At 68.0% G+C, this 17282-nt stretch carries 15 protein-coding genes; 5 read left to right on the top strand and 10 right to left on the bottom strand.

The window, feature by feature from the left end:
* Nucleotides 1-27: 27 nt before the first annotated feature.
* The 5 genes from HMPREF2914_RS28575 to HMPREF2914_RS28555 all read right to left on the bottom strand — a co-directional run bounded on the left by HMPREF2914_RS28575 (nt 28) and on the right by HMPREF2914_RS28555 (nt 5314).
* Nucleotides 28-513, bottom strand: coding sequence for a chemotaxis protein CheW (locus HMPREF2914_RS28575; protein WP_003083938.1), 486 nt, complete (start codon nt 511-513; stop codon nt 28-30).
* Nucleotides 500-2428 (bottom strand): chemotaxis protein CheA, encoded by a 1929-nt coding sequence (locus HMPREF2914_RS28570; RefSeq protein ID WP_014603476.1) that lies wholly within the window; start codon nt 2426-2428, stop codon nt 500-502. Before HMPREF2914_RS28570 ends, HMPREF2914_RS28575 begins: the two co-directional genes overlap by 14 nt.
* Before the next feature lie 27 nt (nt 2429-2455).
* Nucleotides 2456-2821 carry a response regulator gene (locus tag HMPREF2914_RS28565; protein WP_003083943.1) on the bottom strand — a complete coding sequence of 122 codons (366 nt, stop codon included), beginning with the start codon at nt 2819-2821 and terminating at the stop codon, nt 2456-2458.
* A 197-nt stretch (nt 2822-3018) separates the two neighbouring features.
* Nucleotides 3019-4191, bottom strand: coding sequence for a trichloroethylene chemotactic transducer CttP (cttP, locus tag HMPREF2914_RS28560; protein ID WP_003083946.1), 1173 nt, complete (start codon nt 4189-4191; stop codon nt 3019-3021).
* Nucleotides 4192-4381: 190 nt separating this feature from the next.
* On the bottom strand, nt 4382-5314 hold the full coding sequence (locus tag HMPREF2914_RS28555; RefSeq protein ID WP_003083951.1) for a LysR family transcriptional regulator: 933 nt from the start codon (nt 5312-5314) through the stop codon (nt 4382-4384).
* 116 nt (nt 5315-5430) lie between these two features.
* On the opposite strand from HMPREF2914_RS28555, the gene HMPREF2914_RS28550 reads away from it, so the two are divergent.
* Entirely contained in the window at nt 5431-6183 is a 753-nt protein-coding gene (locus tag HMPREF2914_RS28550) for a 3-oxoacyl-ACP reductase family protein (RefSeq protein ID WP_003083953.1), read from the top strand.
* Between the two features lie 99 nt (nt 6184-6282).
* Here HMPREF2914_RS28550 and atsA read toward each other — a convergent pair whose 3' ends face one another.
* The 3 genes from atsA to HMPREF2914_RS28535 form a co-directional block, all read right to left on the bottom strand.
* Nucleotides 6283-7893, bottom strand: a complete 1611-nt coding sequence (gene atsA / locus HMPREF2914_RS28545) for an arylsulfatase AtsA (protein WP_003128393.1) — start codon at nt 7891-7893, stop codon at nt 6283-6285.
* A gap of 87 nt (nt 7894-7980) precedes the next feature.
* Nucleotides 7981-8820 (bottom strand): ABC transporter ATP-binding protein, encoded by an 840-nt coding sequence (locus tag HMPREF2914_RS28540; protein WP_003137062.1) that lies wholly within the window; start codon nt 8818-8820, stop codon nt 7981-7983.
* The gene (locus HMPREF2914_RS28535) at nt 8817-10433 is read right to left on the bottom strand and encodes an ABC transporter permease (RefSeq protein WP_003110981.1); all 1617 of its coding nucleotides are present in this window, start codon (nt 10431-10433) and stop codon (nt 8817-8819) included. The genes HMPREF2914_RS28540 and HMPREF2914_RS28535 overlap by 4 nt, the downstream gene beginning before the upstream one ends.
* Nucleotides 10434-10699: 266 nt before the next feature.
* Between HMPREF2914_RS28535 and HMPREF2914_RS28530 the strand changes: the two genes are divergently transcribed.
* The 3 genes from HMPREF2914_RS28530 to HMPREF2914_RS28520 all read left to right on the top strand — a co-directional run bounded on the left by HMPREF2914_RS28530 (nt 10700) and on the right by HMPREF2914_RS28520 (nt 13872).
* Nucleotides 10700-11761 carry an ABC transporter substrate-binding protein gene (locus HMPREF2914_RS28530; RefSeq protein ID WP_003128395.1) on the top strand — a complete coding sequence of 354 codons (1062 nt, stop codon included), beginning with the start codon at nt 10700-10702 and terminating at the stop codon, nt 11759-11761.
* Between the two features lie 417 nt (nt 11762-12178).
* Nucleotides 12179-12994 carry a TauD/TfdA family dioxygenase gene (locus HMPREF2914_RS28525; RefSeq protein WP_003107194.1) on the top strand — a complete coding sequence of 272 codons (816 nt, stop codon included), beginning with the start codon at nt 12179-12181 and terminating at the stop codon, nt 12992-12994.
* Nucleotides 12991-13872 carry an AEC family transporter gene (locus HMPREF2914_RS28520; RefSeq protein WP_003083960.1) on the top strand — a complete coding sequence of 294 codons (882 nt, stop codon included), beginning with the start codon at nt 12991-12993 and terminating at the stop codon, nt 13870-13872. The genes HMPREF2914_RS28525 and HMPREF2914_RS28520 overlap by 4 nt, the downstream gene beginning before the upstream one ends.
* Nucleotides 13873-13909: 37 nt before the next feature.
* Here HMPREF2914_RS28520 and HMPREF2914_RS28515 read toward each other — a convergent pair whose 3' ends face one another.
* Complete coding sequence (locus tag HMPREF2914_RS28515; protein ID WP_023092270.1) at nt 13910-15268, bottom strand: OprD family porin; 1359 nt, start codon at nt 15266-15268, stop codon at nt 13910-13912.
* Between the two features lie 247 nt (nt 15269-15515).
* On the opposite strand from HMPREF2914_RS28515, the gene HMPREF2914_RS28510 reads away from it, so the two are divergent.
* The gene (locus tag HMPREF2914_RS28510) at nt 15516-16241 is read left to right on the top strand and encodes an acid phosphatase (protein ID WP_019485358.1); all 726 of its coding nucleotides are present in this window, start codon (nt 15516-15518) and stop codon (nt 16239-16241) included.
* Between the two features lie 23 nt (nt 16242-16264).
* On the opposite strand, the gene HMPREF2914_RS28505 is transcribed toward HMPREF2914_RS28510, so the two are convergent.
* Nucleotides 16265-17182, bottom strand: coding sequence for a LysR family transcriptional regulator (locus tag HMPREF2914_RS28505; RefSeq protein WP_003117232.1), 918 nt, complete (start codon nt 17180-17182; stop codon nt 16265-16267).
* Nucleotides 17183-17282: the final 100 nt, after the last annotated feature.

The raw sequence follows: 17282 nt of genomic DNA, 5'->3' as shown, positions 1-17282 counted from the left end.
CCCCTGCCTATCCCTCGTTGGCGCCGCTCAGGCCGCGGCTTCGTCGACCAGCGCCATTTCGCGGCTGGTCATCAGTCTTTCGATGTCCACCAGGATCAACATGCGCTCGCCCGCGGTGGCCAGGCCGAGCAGGTATTCGGTGTCGAAGCTGGCGCCGAACTCCGGCGGCGGCCTGATCGCGTCGCCGCCCAGGGCGATCACGTCGGATACCGAGTCCACCACCACGCCGACGATGCGCCGGCCGATGTTGAGGATGATCACCACGGTGAACGGGTCGTAGGTGACCTCGGCGAGGTGGAACTTGATGCGCAGGTCGACGATCGGCACGATCGCCCCGCGCAGGTTGATCACGCCCTTGATGAAGGGCGGCGCGTTGGCGATCGCGGTGACCTGGTCGTAGCCGCGGATCTCCTGCACGCGGAGGATGTCGATGGCGTACTCCTCGCGGCCCAGGGTGAAGGTCAGGTATTCCTGCGCCGGGCCGTTCGCCTGGCTTGCCTCAGTGCCGTTCATCGGCGGTGTCCTCCCGCGCCGCCAGGCGTGGCAGCGCATCGACGTCGAGAATCAGGGCGACGCTGCCGTCGCCCATGATGGTGGCGCCGGCGATACCCTCCACGCGGCGGAAATTCTGTTCCAGGCTCTTGATCACCACTTGCTGCTGGCCGACCAGTTCGTCCACCTGCAGGGCGAAGCTGCGCCCCTCGGACTCGAGGATCACCACGATGCCCTGCTCCGGCGCCGGCGCTTCGCCGCCGATGCGCAACAGCTCGTGCAGGCTGAACAGTGGCAGGTACTCGCCGCGTACGCGGATCATCGCGTTGTCTTCGCCGCCGAGGCCGCGCACGTCGTCGCTGCGCGCCTGCAACGACTCGACGATGTAGGTCAGCGGAATCACGTAGTTGACCGCTTCGACGGCGACGATCAGGCCGTCGAGGATCGCCAGGGTCAGCGGCAGGCGGATGCCGATGCGAGTGCCCATGCCGGGCGCCGAGTCGATGTCGATGCGCCCGCCCATGGCACCGATGTTGCGCTTCACCACGTCCATGCCGACGCCGCGTCCGGACAGCTCGGTAACCGTCTCGGCGGTGGAGAAGCCGGGCATGAACACCAGTTGCCAGACCTCGGCGTCGCTCATCCCGTCATGCACCGGCAGGTTGCGCTCGCGGGCCTTGGCGAGGATGCGCGGACGCGACAGGCCGCGACCGTCGTCGGAAACCTCCACCACCACGCTGCCGCCCTGGTGGCTGGCGGCGAGCTTCACCGTGCCGCTCGCCGGCTTGCCGGCGGCGAGGCGTTCGGCGGGTGTTTCGATGCCGTGGTCGATGCTGTTGCGGACGATGTGGGTGAGCGGATCGCTGAGTTTCTCGATCACGCTCTTGTCCAGTTCGGTGTGCTCGCCGTGCAGGTGCAGCTCGACCTGCTTGCCCAGGCGCGTGGCGGTGTCGCGCACCAGCCTGGGGAAGCGGCTGAAGATGAAGTTGATCGGCAGCATGCGGATCGACATCACCGATTCCTGCAGGTCGCGGGTGTTGTGTTCGAGCTGGGCCAGGGCGTGCTGCAAGCGCTCGTGGTGGCTCGGATCGAGCTGCTCGCCGAGCTGGCCGAGCATGGCCTGGGTGATCACCAGTTCGCCGACCAGGTTGATCAGGCTGTCGATCTTTTCCACGCTGACCCGGATCGAGCCGGACTCGCCGTCGCCACGCACCGGCGCGACTGCGCCCCTGGCCGGCGCGGCGACGGCTTGCGCGGGCGCGCTGGGCGCGGCGGGGCTGCCGGGGGCGCCGTCGAACAGGCCGAAGGCGCGTTCCTCCGTAGGCGGGGAGCCCGGCGCGTCATCGAAGAGGCCGAACGCTTCGCTCGCGGCCGGTGCGCCGGGCGCCTCGTCGAAGAGCCCGAACGCTTCCGGCGCGGCCGCTCGTTCCGGAGCGCCCGGGCCTTCGTCGAAGAAGCCGAAGGCATCGTCGTCCGCGGTTTCCCTGGCGGGACTGGTGGGCGCGTCGTCGAACAGGCCGAAGCCTTCCTCCGCCGCTTCCTGCTCCGGCGCCCGCAGCCAGCCGCGCAGCCGCTCGACCGTCTCCAGCAACGGCACCCCGGGGTCGGGACGACCGCTGCGATGGGCGTCGAGCAGGCGCTGCAGTACGTCGCGGGCTTCGAGGAAGGAGCTGATCATGTCCGGCCGCAGGCCCATCTGGCCGCAGCGGATGCGGTCGAGCAGGGTCTCCAGTTCGTGGGTGACGGCGGTGATGTCGTCGAAACCGAACATTCCGCTGGAACCCTTGATCGAATGCGCGGCGCGGAAGATGCCGTGCAGCGTCTCGCTGTCCGGCCGGTCCAGGTCGAGACCGATCAGGAGGAGTTCGAGGGTGGCCAGGTGTTCCTCGGTTTCCTCGAAGAACACCTGGAGAAACTGGCTCATATCCTGGGGCATGGGACCTCCCCCGCGGGGGAACGGGAATCAGGGCAGGACCTTGCGCGTCACTTCGAGCAGTTTCGGCGGGTCGAACGGCTTCACCAGCCAGCCGGTGGCGCCGGCGCTGCGTCCCTGCTGCTTCATCGCGTCGCTCGATTCGGTGGTCAGCATGAGGATCGGCACGCTGCGGTAGCCGGCCAGGTTACGCAGGCTGCGGATCAGCGATAGGCCGTCCATGTTCGGCATGTTCTGGTCGGTGAACACCAGGCTGTAGCTCTTGCTCTGGGCCTTGCCGAGGCCTTCCTTGCCGTCCGCGGCCTCGTCTACCTCGTAGCCGGCGGACTTCAGGGTGAAGCTCAGCATCTGGCGGATAGACGCCGAGTCGTCGACGATCAGAATCGGTTTGCCCATGGTCTTGCGTCCTCACGGTGTCCCTACCGCAGCGCCAAGTTCGGCGGCGAAGGTGGTGTGTGCCAGGTGGCTGTGACGGAGGGCTCTGATGGCCCTTTGCTAGTTCCAGTAAAGACAATGTCCGGTGGATTTCAATTATTGGCGCCGGTTTCTCGTCGGATAGTTATCCGGTTAGACGGATTGGCTATCGATACCCCTCAGAACAATTCCACTTCGCCCACGTTGACGCTGTTCTGGCTCACCGGGCTGGGCAAGGGCCGGCGCAGTTCCTCGACCTCCCGTGCGACCCGTTCGGGCCATTCCTGGCGCGGCCGCGCCTCCAGCGCGCCGAGGCCGAGGGCGAAGGCGCCAAGACGCGCATGGTGCTTGCGCATCTGGCCGAGCAACTGGCTGCCCATGTCCTGGAATTGCAGGGCGGTGACCGCCGCATCGACGCCCTGGCCGACTTCCAGCGAGAGCCGGTCCAGTTCGTGGATGACCTTCAGGGTGTGCCGGTTCATCGCCTCCAGGTCATCGAGCATGCCCTGGATCTTCTGCTTGGAATCGAGGGCGAAGGACATGTCCTTGTCGGCCAGTTGCGAGATCGCGCTCTCGGCGTCCTGGATCTCGTGGTGGACCACGTCGACGTGCTTGCGGATGGCGGCGGAAAACTCCGTGGAGCGGGTCGACAGCGCGCGCACCTCATCGGCGACCACGGCGAAGCCGCGGCCGCTCTCGCCGGCTCGGGCGGCCTCGATGGCGGCGTTGAGGGCGAGCAGGTTGGTCTGCTTGGCGATGGCGTCCATGTCCTGGGTCGACTGCAGGATCTCGGTGATCTTCAGGCGCACCTGGTCCATGCGTTCCACCAGTTGCTGCGAGGTCCGGCTGGTTTCCAGGGTAGCCTCGACGAACAGGCTGAGGGTCTGCTGGGTGGTCCTGACGAAGTCCTGGAAGTTGATGCCTTCGTCGACCTGGCCGCGCCCGTCGTAGCGCTCGATCAGTGAATGGGACAGGCCGCGCTGGGTATCGATGCGTTCGGCGAGGCCGTGGAAGCTGTCGCTGAGCTGGCGGATCGCCGAATGCAGCAGTTCGTCGATCTGCCGGGCGTGGCCGTCCAGTTGCGCGGTTTCGTCGGCGAGCGCCCGTTGCGCCGCGCTCCAGGCCGGCGAAGCGGCATCCGCCTGCGGGCTGGCATTCGCTACCGCTTGCCGAGGGTCGCGCAGGAGGAGGAAGAGCATGGCCAGGCTGGCGAACCAACCGAGCGCCAGGGCCAGCCAGACGCCGAGGCCGACGGCATGCAGCCCGGCGCACAACGCCCAGGGTAGGGAAAGCAGGCCCAGCTTCAGCAGCAGGGGCCGGGATGGTAACGAAACACCGAGGGACTCGCGCATGCTGCACTCCATGTGCCGGATCGGAGCAGGGCTTCCAGGTGGTCCCGGGACCGTGCGGAAGACACCTTCCAAGCTCGTCGGCGGCGTTTTCTAAAACTAGAGTCCCAATCGGTAATGTCAAACTGCCGTTTTTCCGGCGAGGCCGGTGCCAGGGCCTTTTCCCGGTTGCCGAAGCGACGGATGGCTGGCGCTAGCCGGTTGGGAAGGCGGAGAAGCGCCGGGCCAGGTCCTGGCGGCGGAAGTAGTCGACGACGAAGTCGACGAAGACCCGGGTCTTGGCCGGTAGCAGCTTGTTCGCCGCGTAGTAGAGGCTGGTGTTGCCGGCGTCGACGTACCAGTCCGGCAGGACCCGCACCAGGGCGCCGGACTCCAGGTAGGCATAGGCGTGCTGCATGCATACCAGGGTGATGCCCAGGCCCATGGCGGCGACCTCGCAGGTGGCTTCCGGGTCGCTCATGGTCATGCGTTCGCGCAGCTCGATCGGCGCCTCCTCGCCGTTGCGCCGGCGCAGCGGCCAGGAGCGCACGCGGCCGGTCTGCGGCGAGCGGATGCGGATCCCGTCGAAGCCGCCCAGGTCGCCTGGATGGCGGATCGGCGGCTTGTCGCGGAGGTAGGCGGGCGAGGCGAGGAGGATCAGGTGGCCCGGCGTCAGGTTGCGCGCCACCACCCCGGGAGGCAGTTCGAAACCGCCGCCGATGGCGGCGTCGAAGCCTTCGCCGATGAGGTCGACCTGGCGATTGTCGAAATGCCAGTCGGGCACGATGTCGGGATAGCGTTCGAGGAACTCGCCGAGCAGCGGCAGGATGTAGTCGCGGCCGAAGGCCAGCCCCATGCTGACCTTCAACGTGCCGCTGGGTTGGTTGCCGACGCTGGAGACGTTGGCGAGAGCGGTCTGGATGCCCTCCAGGCTGCCGCCGACCTCTTGCAGGAAACGCTCCCCGGCTTCGGTCAGGGTCAGGCGCCGGGTGCTGCGCTGGAACAGGCGCACGCCGAGGTTGCTTTCCAGGCGGGCGACGTTCTTGCCCACCCCGGCCGGCGTCAGGCCCAGGCGCCTGGCGGCCTCGGCGAAGCTGCCGGCCTCGGCGCTGCGGACGAAGCACTGGATATTGCTGAGGGTTTCCATGGGAAAGGGCCCGCATAAACCATTGGTATCGGCTGAATATAGCGATTACCCGCTACCAGGTCTGCAATGGACGGCGGAAACTCGGGGCCTGTCTATCCACTCCGATGGAGATTTCCATGTCCGTATCCTCTGCATCCCTCGCCGGCAAAGTCGCCTTCGTCCAGGGCGGTTCCCGCGGCATCGGCGCCGCCATCGTTCGCCGGCTGGCCGCCGAAGGCGCCAGCGTCGCCTTCACCTACGTCAGCTCGGCGGACAAGTCCCGGGCCCTGGCGGCCGAACTCGAAGGCGCCGGAGCCAGCATCCTGGCCCTGCATGCCGATAGCGCCGACGCGGCGGCGCTCGTCGCCGCCGTCGACGAAGCGGCGGCTCGCTTCGGACGCATCGACATCCTGGTCAACAACGCCGCTGTCCTCGCCCTCGGTTCGGTGGAAGAGCTGCCGCTGGCCGACTTCGAGCGGACCCTGGCGATCAACGTGCGCAGCGTCTTCGTCGCCACCCAGGCGGCGGTCAAGCACATGGGCGACGGCGGGCGGGTGATCAGCATCGGCAGCACCAATGCCGAACGCATGCCGTTCGCCGGCGGCGCCACCTACGCGATGAGCAAGTCGGCGCTGGTCGGCCTGACCAAGGGCCTGGCCCGCGACCTCGGCCCGCGCGGGATCACGGTGAACAACGTGCAGCCGGGTCCGGTGGATACCGACATGAACCCGGACGACGGCGACTTCGCCGAGACCCTCAAGGGCCTGATGGCGCTGCCGCGCTACGCCCGCAGCGAGGAAATCGCCAGCTTCGTCGCCTACCTGGCCGGGCCGGAAGCGGCCTACATCACCGGGGCCAGCCTGACCATCGATGGCGGTTTCTCGGCCTGACCCGGGGCGCCTCGTTCCGCCCGGCGAAGTAGCCCCTCTCCCCGACCTTATGGCCAGACGTTCCCTCCTGAAGGGAGAGGGCGAGGGGAGAGGTTCCGCTTATCGCACCAGGAAAGGCGAAGCCCCCTCTACGACACCGGTCTCGCTGACGTAGCGCTTCCAATGCTCGATCAGCTCCGCCAGCTTGCCCGGCTGGCTGTCAGCGAGGTCGTGGATCTCGCCCGGGTCGCGGGCCAGGTCGTAGAGCTGCCAGGTGGCCGGGCCCACCGGGGCCGGCAGGTACACCGCCTTCCAGTCGCCCTGGCGGATCGCACGCATGCCGAACAGCTCCCAGCCGGTCACGGTGTTCTCGTCGTGGGCCGCCTCGGTCTCGCCGGAAAGCCAGCCCAGCCACGACCTGCCGCGCGGTTCGGCGATCTCGCGGCCGCGCCAGCGCTTGCCTGGGTGGCGGACACCGGCGAGGTCGAGGAGGGTCGGGGTGACGTCCATCACCGTGGCGAAGGCATGGCTGATCGCGCCCTGCCGGCTTAGCCGCGGGTAGCGCACCAGCGCTGGCACGCGAATGCCGCCCTGGGTGGTGAACGCCTTGTACAGGCGCGACGGCGCGGTGGCCGCCTGGGCCCAGCGCGGGCCATACCAGACGTAGGAATTGGCGCGGCCGATGTTTTCCAGGCTGTTGTCGTAGTGCCGGTCGAGAAAGCCCAGCAGGTCCGGGCCGAATTTCGGGAACGCCTCCAGCAGGGCGCCTTCGGCGCCGTTGTCGGACATGAACAGGACGAAGGTGTTGTCCAGCTCGCCCTGCCGGCGCAGGTAGTCCACGACCCTGCCGATGTTCCAGTCCATGCGCTCGACCATCGCCGCGTAGACCTCCATCGCCCGCGCCGACTTAGCCCGTTCCTCGTCGTCCAGGGCCTCCCACTCGCGGCTCAGGGCGAGCACCGGATGGGCTTCGACGTCCGCTTCCACCAGGCCCAGCTCCTTGAGCCGGGCCAGGCGTTCCTGGCGCAGCGCCTCTGGGCCGGCGTCATAGCGGCCGCGGTACTTCTCGACGATCTCCCGCGGCGCTTGCAGCGGCCAGTGCGGCGCGGAGAACGGCAGGTAGGCGAAGAACGGCCGGCTCTGGTCGCGCTCCTTGAGGTAGTGCAGCAGCTTGTCGCCGAAGGCATCGGAGGAATAGAAACCCTCCGGCAGCGTGTCGAGGTAGCGCTCGTCTTCCACGTAGAGCGCCGGCGTGCCCTTGAGGATGCGCGGAGTGCTTTCGTCGTAGGGAGGCTCGAAGCCGTAGTGGTTGGCGGCGCCCGGCAGCAGCGAGAAGGAACGCTCGAAACCGCGTGCATGGGGCGTCTGTTCCGGCTTCAGACCGAGGTGCCACTTGCCGGCCATGAGGGTCTGGTAGCCGGCCTCGCGGAGCAGCTCCGGCAGCGCCACCACGCGCTCGTTGAGATGCCCTTCGTAACCCGGCTTGCCTGCCAGTTCCGGGGTCAGCGCCTCGGCCATGGTGCCGATCCCGGCGATGTGGTGGTCGGTGCCGGTGAGCAGCATCGAGCGGGTCGGCGAGCAGGTCGAGGCGGTGTGGAAGTCGGTCAGGCGCAGGCCGGCGATGGCCAGGGCGTCGAGGTTCGGCGTGGCGATCTCGCCGCCGAAGGCGCCGATATCGGAGAAGCCCAGGTCGTCGGCGACGATCACCAGGAAGTTGGGGCGTTTGCTCATGCGCGGGTCTCGTCTGGATGGGAGGAGAGGGTGGGGCCCTCGCCCCCGCCCTTCCCGCAGGGGGAAAGGGCCAGGGCAAGGGGCTTTTCAGCAAGCGAGGAATTCGAAGGGCAGGTTTTCCACCCGTCGCGGCGGCGGCGCGACGTACTCGCCGTCGGCGGTCAGTTCGTGCAGCAGCGCTTCGCGCTGGCGCAGGAAGTCGAAGCCACCGCGCTCGCGCGGGTGCGCCAGGTCCACCTCGACCACCCGCCTGATCCGCCCCGGGCGCGGCTCCATCACCACCACCCGGTCGGCCAGGTAGAGCGCCTCCTCGACGTCGTGGGTGACCAGCAGGGTGGTGATGCGGGTGCGCCGACGGATCGCCAGCAACTCTTCCTGCAACTGCTGGCGGGTCAGTGCGTCGAGGGCGCTGAACGGCTCGTCGAGCAGCAGCAGGCGCGGGCTGGCCACCAGGCCGCGGGCGATCGCCACGCGCTGGGCCATGCCGCCCGACAACTGGTGCGGGTAGGCACGCTCGAAGCCGTGCAGGCCGACCAGGCGGATGTATTCGTCGATCCGCGCCGCCTTGTCGGTTTCGCCAAGGGCTTCGTTGACCAGGCCGAGGGCGACGTTCTGCTGCACCGTCAGCCAGGGGAACAGGCGGTGCTCCTGGAACACGATGCCGCGTTCGCCGCCGATGCCGGCGATTGGCCGGCCGTCGACGCGGATCTCGCCGTCGTAGTCGCGGTCCAGGCCGATCAGCAGGCGCAGCAGGGTCGACTTGCCGCAGCCGCTGGCGCCGACGATGGCGATGAACTCGCCCTCGCCGATCTCCAGGTCGAACTGCTGGATCGCTTCCAGTCGCCGGCCGTCCACGGCGAAGTGCTTGCGCACCTGGCGGAAGCTGACCAGCGGGGTGCCCGTGGCGGGTGCGGTGAATGCGTTCATGCGTGTCTCCAGCGCGTGGCGCGCGCTTCGATGCGTTGGCCGAGAGCATTGAGCAGGGCGCCGGTGAGGCCGACCAGGAGCATGCCGGCACCGATCAGGTCCATGCGGAACAGTTGCTGGGCGCCGATCATCAGGCTGCCGATGCCGCCGTCGGAGGGCATGAAGTACTCGGCGCCGATGGTTCCCAGCCAGGCGTAGATCAGCGCCAGGCGCAGGCCGGCGAACACCGACGGGGCGGCACCCGGCAGGACCAGCCGGAGCAGCCGTCGCCAGGGACCCAGGCGCAGCACCCGGGCCGCCTCGCCGAGGCTCGGCGGCAGGCTGGCGATGCCGCGCTGGGTGGCCAGCAGCAGCGGGAAGAAGGCGGCGATTGCGACGAACGTCAGCTTGGCCGGTTCGCCCAGGCCGAACCAGGCGGTGAGCAGCGGCACCCAGGCGAAGATCGCCACCTGCCGCAGTGCCGCGAAAGTGGGGCCGAAGAAGCGTTCCGCCGGGCGCCACAGGCCGAGCAGCAGGCCGCCGAGGAAACCCAGGCCGCCGCCCAGCAGGAGGCCGCCGAGCGTGCGCTTCAGGCTGTCGAACAGGGCGCCCGGCAGGCTGCCGTCGAGCGCTCCGCTCCAGGTCGCCCGCGCCACTTCCAGAGGGCTGGCGAGGATCGCCGGATCGACCCATTCGGCGCTGCTCGCCGACTGCCACAGGAGCAGCAGCGCCAGCGGCGGCAGCCAGACCTGCAGGCGCTGCCAGCCGCGTCCCGGCGGGCGCCGGCGGAATTCGCCGGTGGCGGCTTGCGGCCAGTGCAGCAGGCGGCGGTCGAGCCACTGGATGGCGCGGTCCATGCCCACCCCGACCAGGCCGATGACGAGGATGCAGACGAACACGATGTCGAGCATGAACAGTTGCCGGCCCTGCACCATCAGGTAGCCGATGCCCTCGCTGGAAGCCAGCAGCTCGACCGCCAGCAGCGAGGTCCAACCCTGCGCCAGGGCCAGGCGCAGCCCGGTGAGGAAGGCCGGCAGCGCCGCCGGCAGGATCAGCCGCCAGACCAGCAGGCGTGGCGGCAGGCGCAGCACCGCGGCGGCTTCGCGCAGCTTGGGCTGGGCGTCGCGCACGCCGACCAGGGTATGGATGGTCACCGGCACCACGACCGCTTTCACCAGCACCACCAGCTTGAGCAGTTCGCCGATGCCGAAGAACAGCATGAACAGCGGGATCCAGGCCAGCGTGGGGATCTGCGCGAGGGCGCTGAAGGTGGGGAAGACCAGGCGCTCGGCACGCGGACTGAAGCCCAGCCAGGCGCCTAGCGCGGCGCCGCTGGCGACCCCGGCGAGCAGGCCCCAGGCCAGGCGCCGCAGGCTGATCGCCAATTCGCTCCAGAGTTCGCCGGCGAGCAACTCGCGGGCGCTCTGCCAGACCAGCTCGGGAGTCGGCAGCACCTGGGCCGACATCCAGTGGCGATGGCTGGCGACCCACCACAGCAGCGCCAGCCCGAGCGGCAGCAACCAGGGCAGCAGGCTGTCCCCCAGGCGCCGGGCGAAAGCCGCGGAGGGCGGCGGCGCCAGGCGCGGCAGGGGCCGGCTCCAGGCGGGCGAAAGGGTTTTATCGATATTCTTCATGGGAATATAAATCGCCACATCAATGCGTTTTTTCGCTAAGAAGGGTCATTTAAAGAAAGGCGCCAGGCAGCGGCAAATGCATTTGGAGAATATTTTCCATGCTCTGGCTGCATATGACGCGGAGAGGCCCGTGCGGCCTGTCATACTGCTTATGGTTATAAAAAAATGAATTTTTATTATTTATTTTCGAGGCGCCGCTGTGCATAGCTAGCCGCTCACCCGCTCCCGGCGGGAATCCCTCTCTTCCCGTTCCAAGGAGCCGCCCCATGAAAGCGCTTACGTCTTCCCTGCTCGGTCTGTTCGCCGTGCCTGTCCTCGCCGGCCTGCTCGGTGCCTACGTGCCGCTGGCGAGCGCCGCTCCGCCGAAGGAAATCCGCATCGCGGTGCCGGACGTCAGCGCCGGCAGCTCGCACTCGGGTGGCGGCGTGGTCGACGTGCTCTACACCCGGCAGTTGCTGGAGAAGGAGTTCGCCAACGACGGCATCGCGGTGAAATGGAGCTTCTTCAAGGGCGCCGGTCCGGTGGTCAACGAAGCGTTCGCCAATGGCCAGGTGGACTTCGCCTACCTCGGCGACCTGGCGGCGATCATCGGCAAGTCCGGAGGCCTGGACAGCCGTCTGCTGGCCGCTACCGCGCGAGGGGTCAACCACTATCTCGGCGTGCAGCCGGGGTCCGGGATCAAGACCCTGGAGGATCTCAAGGGCAAGCGCGTAGGCATCTTTCGAGGCACCGCCAGCCAGTTGTCGTTCGACAATGCCCTGGCCAGCGTCGGTCTCAGCGAGAAGGACCTGAAGGTGATCAACCTCGACTTCAGCGCCGCCCTGTCCGCCCTCGCAGCCAGGCAGATCGATGCCACCTGGGGCCTGGCCGGGCTGTTCGCCCTGCGCGACCGCGGGCTCGCGGAAATTCCGCTGAGCACCCGCGACCTGAACGGCGCCGGCACCCTGCAGGCGCTGCTGGTCGGCTCCGGAGCGTTCGTCGATGCCCATCCGGACATCACCGAGCGGCTGCTCAAGGTGCAGTTGCAGGCCCAGGACTGGCTGGCCCGCGAGGAGAACCGCGACGCCTACATCGAACTGGTGTCGAAGCAGGCCAGCTACCCGGTGGTGATCCTGCAGAGCGAGTACCGTGGCCGCAAGCTGGGCGACGCCCTGTCGCCGCGCCTGGACGCCGATTTCCTTGGCCGGCTGGATGCTTCGATCCAGGCGGCCAAGCGTTTCGGCCTGATCCGTCGCGAATTCAGCGCCGAGCAGTGGGCCGCGCCGGAACTGCTGGAGGCGGCCGGCAAGCTGGCGAAGGCCAAGGCCGTGGCGCAGGCGGCGGAGTGACGCCGAGCCGGGGACGGCCGAGGCGGCGCCGTTTCGTAGCAATTTGTAATATGTTTCGAAATTCTTGCACCGACCCAACCAATGACTGGATCGAGCGAAGTATCCAGCCGTTGGTCGGGGATTCTGCGTATATCGCGTCATGAAAGTTTCACGCGGGTAATCCGCAGGTTATTCCGCGATCATTTCGTTCGTTAATCGCCCCATATATTCAGATACAAAATCGGCACTGCCAATTCTTCCAGTTTTCCCTTCCGACAATTCTCCCGACCCTCCCCGGAAACAACTCCAAGTATCTCGCGGCGAACCGCCGCGTCCCGCATCTAGCCTGCCCATCACTACGACAGCGCGGCGCCAGCGCCGGGCCTCGCCCTGCGCGTCGGCGGCATTCCTGATTTTCTTTCGGAGGAGAGCGGTCATATGAATCTCGATAGCAAATTGTTCGACGCGACACTCGATCTCGAACGCGTGAAAGTTTCGGTGAGAACGCTGGTGAAGTTATCCCGCCAGGAACAATCGGCGATCATCCGGACCCTCAACGAGTTTGGTTTCCTGCTGTTGCGCAGCGAACAGGGCGAAGACAGGCAGGAACTTCTCGCGCTCAAGGAGTTGTTCGGCCGCGCCGCCCCCCACCCGCGCGCCGACGCCGACGGCATCGTGCCGATCAGCAATGCGCGGTATGTCAGCGGCTACCTCGGCTCCACGCCGCTGGAGCACAAGCTGCACACCGACGGCGCTTTCCTCGACACCCCGGAGCAATTGTGCAGCCTGCAATGCGTGCGCAACGCCCGGGAGGGCGGGGAGACTCTGCTGGCCAGCGCCGGACTGGCCTTCGAGCGCCTGCGCCGGCGCATGCCGACCAAGCATCTCGGCCTGCTGCGCGGCGACGCCCTGACCATCGTGCGCAAGCACCAGAGCAGCACCCAGCCGGTGTTCCGCCTGAACGGCGAGGCGCTGGGCATCAAGTTCCGGCAGAACGACGGGGCGGCCGAGGTGGTCGAGCACCCTGTGGCGGTGGAGGCCTTCGCCGAACTGGTGGCGGCGCTCGAGGATCCGGCCTGCCAACTGCGGATCAAGCTCGAGCCGGGGGAAATCCTGGTGCTCGACAACACCGCGGTGTTGCACGGGCGCACTGCCTTCTGCGCCAACGAACTGCGCGAGATGCGCCGGCTCAACTTCGACGGCCACGGCCGCCTGCGAGCGGAGCTGGAACTGGGCTTCAAGGTGGGGTTGTGATCGCACAGTTCGTCGCGGTGGTGCTGCCGATCCTGATCTGCACCGGCATCGGTTTCGCCTGGAGCCGTTCCGCCGGGCCGGTGGATACCCGCGCGCTGGTGTTCCTGGTGGCCAACGTCGGCTTTCCCTGCCTGCTGCTGTCGTCGCTGGACCGCCCCGGCCTGTCCATTGGCATGGTGGCCGGGGTGTTCCTCGCCACCGCGCTGGCGGTGCTGGCGTTCGCCCTGCTGGGCCTGGTCTCCCTGCGCCTGCTGCGGATGCCGGTGCGGCGCTACCTGCCGTCGATCATGCTGCCGAACTCCGGGAACATGGGCATCCCCATCGCCTACCTGGCCTTCGGCGAGGAGGCGCTGGTGTATGCGGTGGCGTTCTCCACCCTGATCCAGGTGGGTCACGCGACGCTCGGCGTCTGGTTCGCTTCGGGCGATATCACCCCGGCGAGCATCCTGCGCAACCCGATGATCTATGCCCTGGCCGTGGCGCTGGGCCTGATCGCCCTGGGCTGGAGCCTGCCGCCGCCGTTGCGCGATGTGACCCGCCTGCTGGGCGGGATTACCGTGCCGCTGATGCTGGTGATGCTCGGCCTGTCGCTGGCCGGTCTGCGCCTGCACGAGACCTGGCGGCCGTTGCTGCTGTCTCTGGTGCGGGTCTGGGGCGGTTTCGCGGTCGGCTATGGGATCGCTGCCGGCCTGGGCATGGAGGCGGTGGCGGCGGGCACCTTCGCCATCCAGTGCGGGATGCCGACCGCGGTGCTCACCTACCTGTTGGCCAAGCGTTACGACGGCCCGGTGAACGAAGTGGCAGGCATGGTGCTGATCACCACGCTGCTGGTGCTGCTCTCCACGCCTTTGTTCATCCAGTTGCTGCCGCGCGCGTGAGGACGATCCGGGCCGCCTCGCGGGGCGGCCCGGGGCGTCACCAGATCGAGCGGGAGTAATCGACGACCAGCCGGGTTTCGTCGATGTCGCCGTCGAGATAGCTCGCGTTGCCCCGGTGCCAGGCCTGCGAGGCGCGCAGCGCGAGGCCGGCGAGGGGGCCCGCCTTGACCCGATAGGCGAAGCCGAGGTCGCTTTCCCGGTGCCGCCCGTCACGCCCGTAGAGTCCGGCGTAGATGCTCTTGGCGGCACTGCTGGCGCTGGCCCCGGCACGGCCGCGGGCATGCAACGCATGCAGGCTGAGCCCAGGCAGGCCGAGCGCGCCGAGGTCCAGGTCATAGCGTAATTGCCAGGAACGCTCGCCCGGTCCGTTGAAGTCGGAGTAGCCCACCGAGTTGGCCAGTACCATGGACGCGCTGGAGCGCCCGTCGCCGAAGGCCATGTAGTCGAACGGCTGCTCGCCATGGACACGCTGGTAGGCCAGGGTGATGCGCTGCGGCCCCTGTTCGTAGCCCAGGGCCAGGGAGCTGGCCAGGGTGTCGATGCGGCCGAAGCGGCTCTGGCCGCTGTCGCGGGTGCGGTAGGTGTCGAGGTCGACCCGCAGCGCGCGCTCCCCGCCCAGCGGCTGGCGATGGCTGGCGCCGAAATAGGCCTGCTGCCAGATGTCGTCGAAGCGCGAGGCGTAGAGCGACAGTTGCAGCCGCTCCGTGGCCTGCCATTGACCGCCGAGGAAGCCGACCGCGTCGAGGCGCACCGGATAGGCGCCGAGGCGTCCGTAGACGGTGCTGATGTCGCCACGGACCTTGGATTCGCCGGGGCCGGAGGCGGCGGTGAAGCGCCCGCCCTCGAGCAGCAGCCCGTCGAACGAGCGGTCCTCCAGCAGCAGGCCGTAGGCCATGCCGGCCAGCGTGCGGTTGCTGCTGGCGGCGAACACCGGCGCGCTGGTGGTGGTCTGGCCGTACTTCAGGCGGGTTTCGCCGTGGCGTAGCCTGAGGGCGCCGCCGACCTTGCCGTAGCGATGGTCGGGATGGCCGTCGGCGCCGACCGGCAGGTTGCCGGTGCCGGTGCGGCCGCCGCCGCTGTCCAGTTGCAGGCCGAGCATGGCATGGGCGTCGAGGCCGAAGCCGAGGCTGCCCGGCGTGTAGCCGGAGGCGAACTGGAGGCGCAGGCCCTGGGTGGTTTCCTCGCGGTAGCCGTTGCGCTCGCTCCTGGGCTTGAAGCGGTTGCGCCCGGCGTTGTTCGGGCTGTCGCGGTAGTCGCGGTTGAAGTAGTAGGTGCGGGCGAGGAACTGCAGTTCGCTGTCCTCGACGAAGCCCCCATCCCCGGCCGTCGCGGCCGCCCCTTCGGAAAGCGTGCCGGCGACCAGGCCGGCGAATACAGCGCGTCTGAGATTTTGCATTTATTGTTTTCTCCCACCTGAGTGCCAGGTGGGCGCAGTCTCGGAAGTCGCTCCGCAGGCCGCTTGTGTTTCCCTGCCTCGGCTTTTGCCGGGGCCTGCCATTGGCAGGGGCTGGCATGTGCAACGGCAGGCCGGGTCAAGCATTTCGGAAGTCACCGACGGAGAGTGTGGCGTCGGCCGTCATCCGCAACGGCCGTGGGTGGGAGCCTCGGCTCCCGATGCAACCTCGCCTCAGGGAATACGCTTCATGAACAACAAGACCCTATGCCCTTCGCTCTTGCTCTGCCTTTCGCTGCTCGCACCGCTGTCTTGTCTCGGGGAGACCGCCGCCGCGCCCTATCCGCTGGCCCACCCACCGCGCCTGGCCGACTACCTCCCGCCGCCGCCGGCGGCGGACTCGGCTGCGGCCGTCGCCGATCTCGGCGCGGTGCTGGAGGCGCAACGCCTGCGCACGCCCGAACAGGTACGCCGGGTACGCGCCCACGACCAGTGGGAGGACAACGTCTTCCCCTTCGCCGGCGACCTGCTGGGCGCGTCGTTCGACAAGGAACGCCTGCCGCTGACCCGGAGCTTCTTCAACCGCGCCCAGGAAAACCTGGTCGAGGTGCTGATGCCGGCGAAGAAGCACTTCGCCCGCCCGCGTCCCTACGAAGTGACATCGAAGGTGAAGCCGGTGCTGCCGCCGCCGGAGGGGGAGTCCTATCCCAGCGGCCACACCATGGACAGCTACTTCAAGGCCTCGCTGCTGAGCATGCTGGTGCCGGAGCATCACGATGCGTTCTTCGCCCGCGCCGAGGAGCATGCGCAGAGCCGGGTGCTGGCCGGCGTGCACTTCCCCAGCGACCTGGAAGGCGGGCAGACCGCCGCCGCGGCGCTGGTGGCGAGCCTGCTGGCCGATCCGGCGGTGGCCGCCGACTTTGCCGCGGTGCGCGAGGAGCTGCGCGGCGCGCTGGGGTTGCCGAAACTCCAGTAGAGGAAGGGAAACCGCGCGGCGGCTCAGGCCGCCGCGTGTTGCGCCTGGTCCAGTTCCACCAGCGTCTCGATCATCGCCTTGGCCGCCGCCGAAAGCCGGTAGCCGCTGCGGCTGATGATGCCGCAGCGGGCGCTGAGGCTATCCAGGTTCTGCGGCAGGTTGCGCCACTGTAGCGGTTGCAGTTCGCCGCGCTGCAGGTAGGGGCGCAGGGTCTCGTCGCTGGCGATGCCGATGGCGTCGGTCTGGCGAACGATGCGGATCAGCGCGTGCATGTTCTCGCAGCGGATGTTGGCGGCGAAGTCGATCTTGCCGCTGAGGTTCGCCAGCAGCTTGCGGATGCCCGGGGGAATCAGGGTCGAGGCCAGCGGGTAGTTGAACAGGTCGTTGGTGGACAGGCTGTCCTTGCCCAGCAGCGGATGTTGCGGACGGCAGAAGAACTGGCCGCGGCGCGGGGTCAGCGGGCGCGTCTGGAAGTTCGGGTCGGCCTCGAAGTCGCGGATGTCGGCGACGAAGAATTCGATCTCTTCGCGGAGCAGGGAGCGGCTGAGCTTTTCCCAGTTGTCCACGTCCAGGCTGATCTGCACCCGCGGGTGGCGGTTGATGAAGTCGGCCACCGCGTCCGGCACCAGTTGCTGGGCCGGCGCCGGCCCGCTGCCGAAGCGCAGCTCGCCGGCATCCAGCTTGTTCAACTGGGCGATCTCGTGGATCAGGTTGGCCGACCCCTGCACCAGGCTCAGCGCGTGTTGCAGCACCACCTGGCCTTCCGGCGTCGGGCGCAGGTCCTTGCTGCCACGGTCCACCAACTGGCAGCCAAGCTCCTGCTCCAGGCCCTGGATGCTGCGGCTGAAGGCCGGCTGGGTGATGCCCATGGCGTCCGCCGCGCGGACGAAACTGCGGTGTTCGGCGAGGGCGATGAAGTAACGCAGTTGGCGCAGATCCATGATGCTTTACCGGCATTGGAAATATTGGACAAAGGCATTTGCCGTTCGGGATGTGCTGGTTTTAAATGCAAGCTCTTATTCCGTCAACAAAGAACAAATT

The sequence above is a fragment of the Pseudomonas sp. HMSC067G02 genome, from assembly GCF_001813485.1.
In the GTDB taxonomy this organism is placed as follows: domain Bacteria; phylum Pseudomonadota; class Gammaproteobacteria; order Pseudomonadales; family Pseudomonadaceae; genus Pseudomonas; species Pseudomonas aeruginosa.
This window is presented reverse-complemented; position numbering and strand designations above follow the sequence as displayed.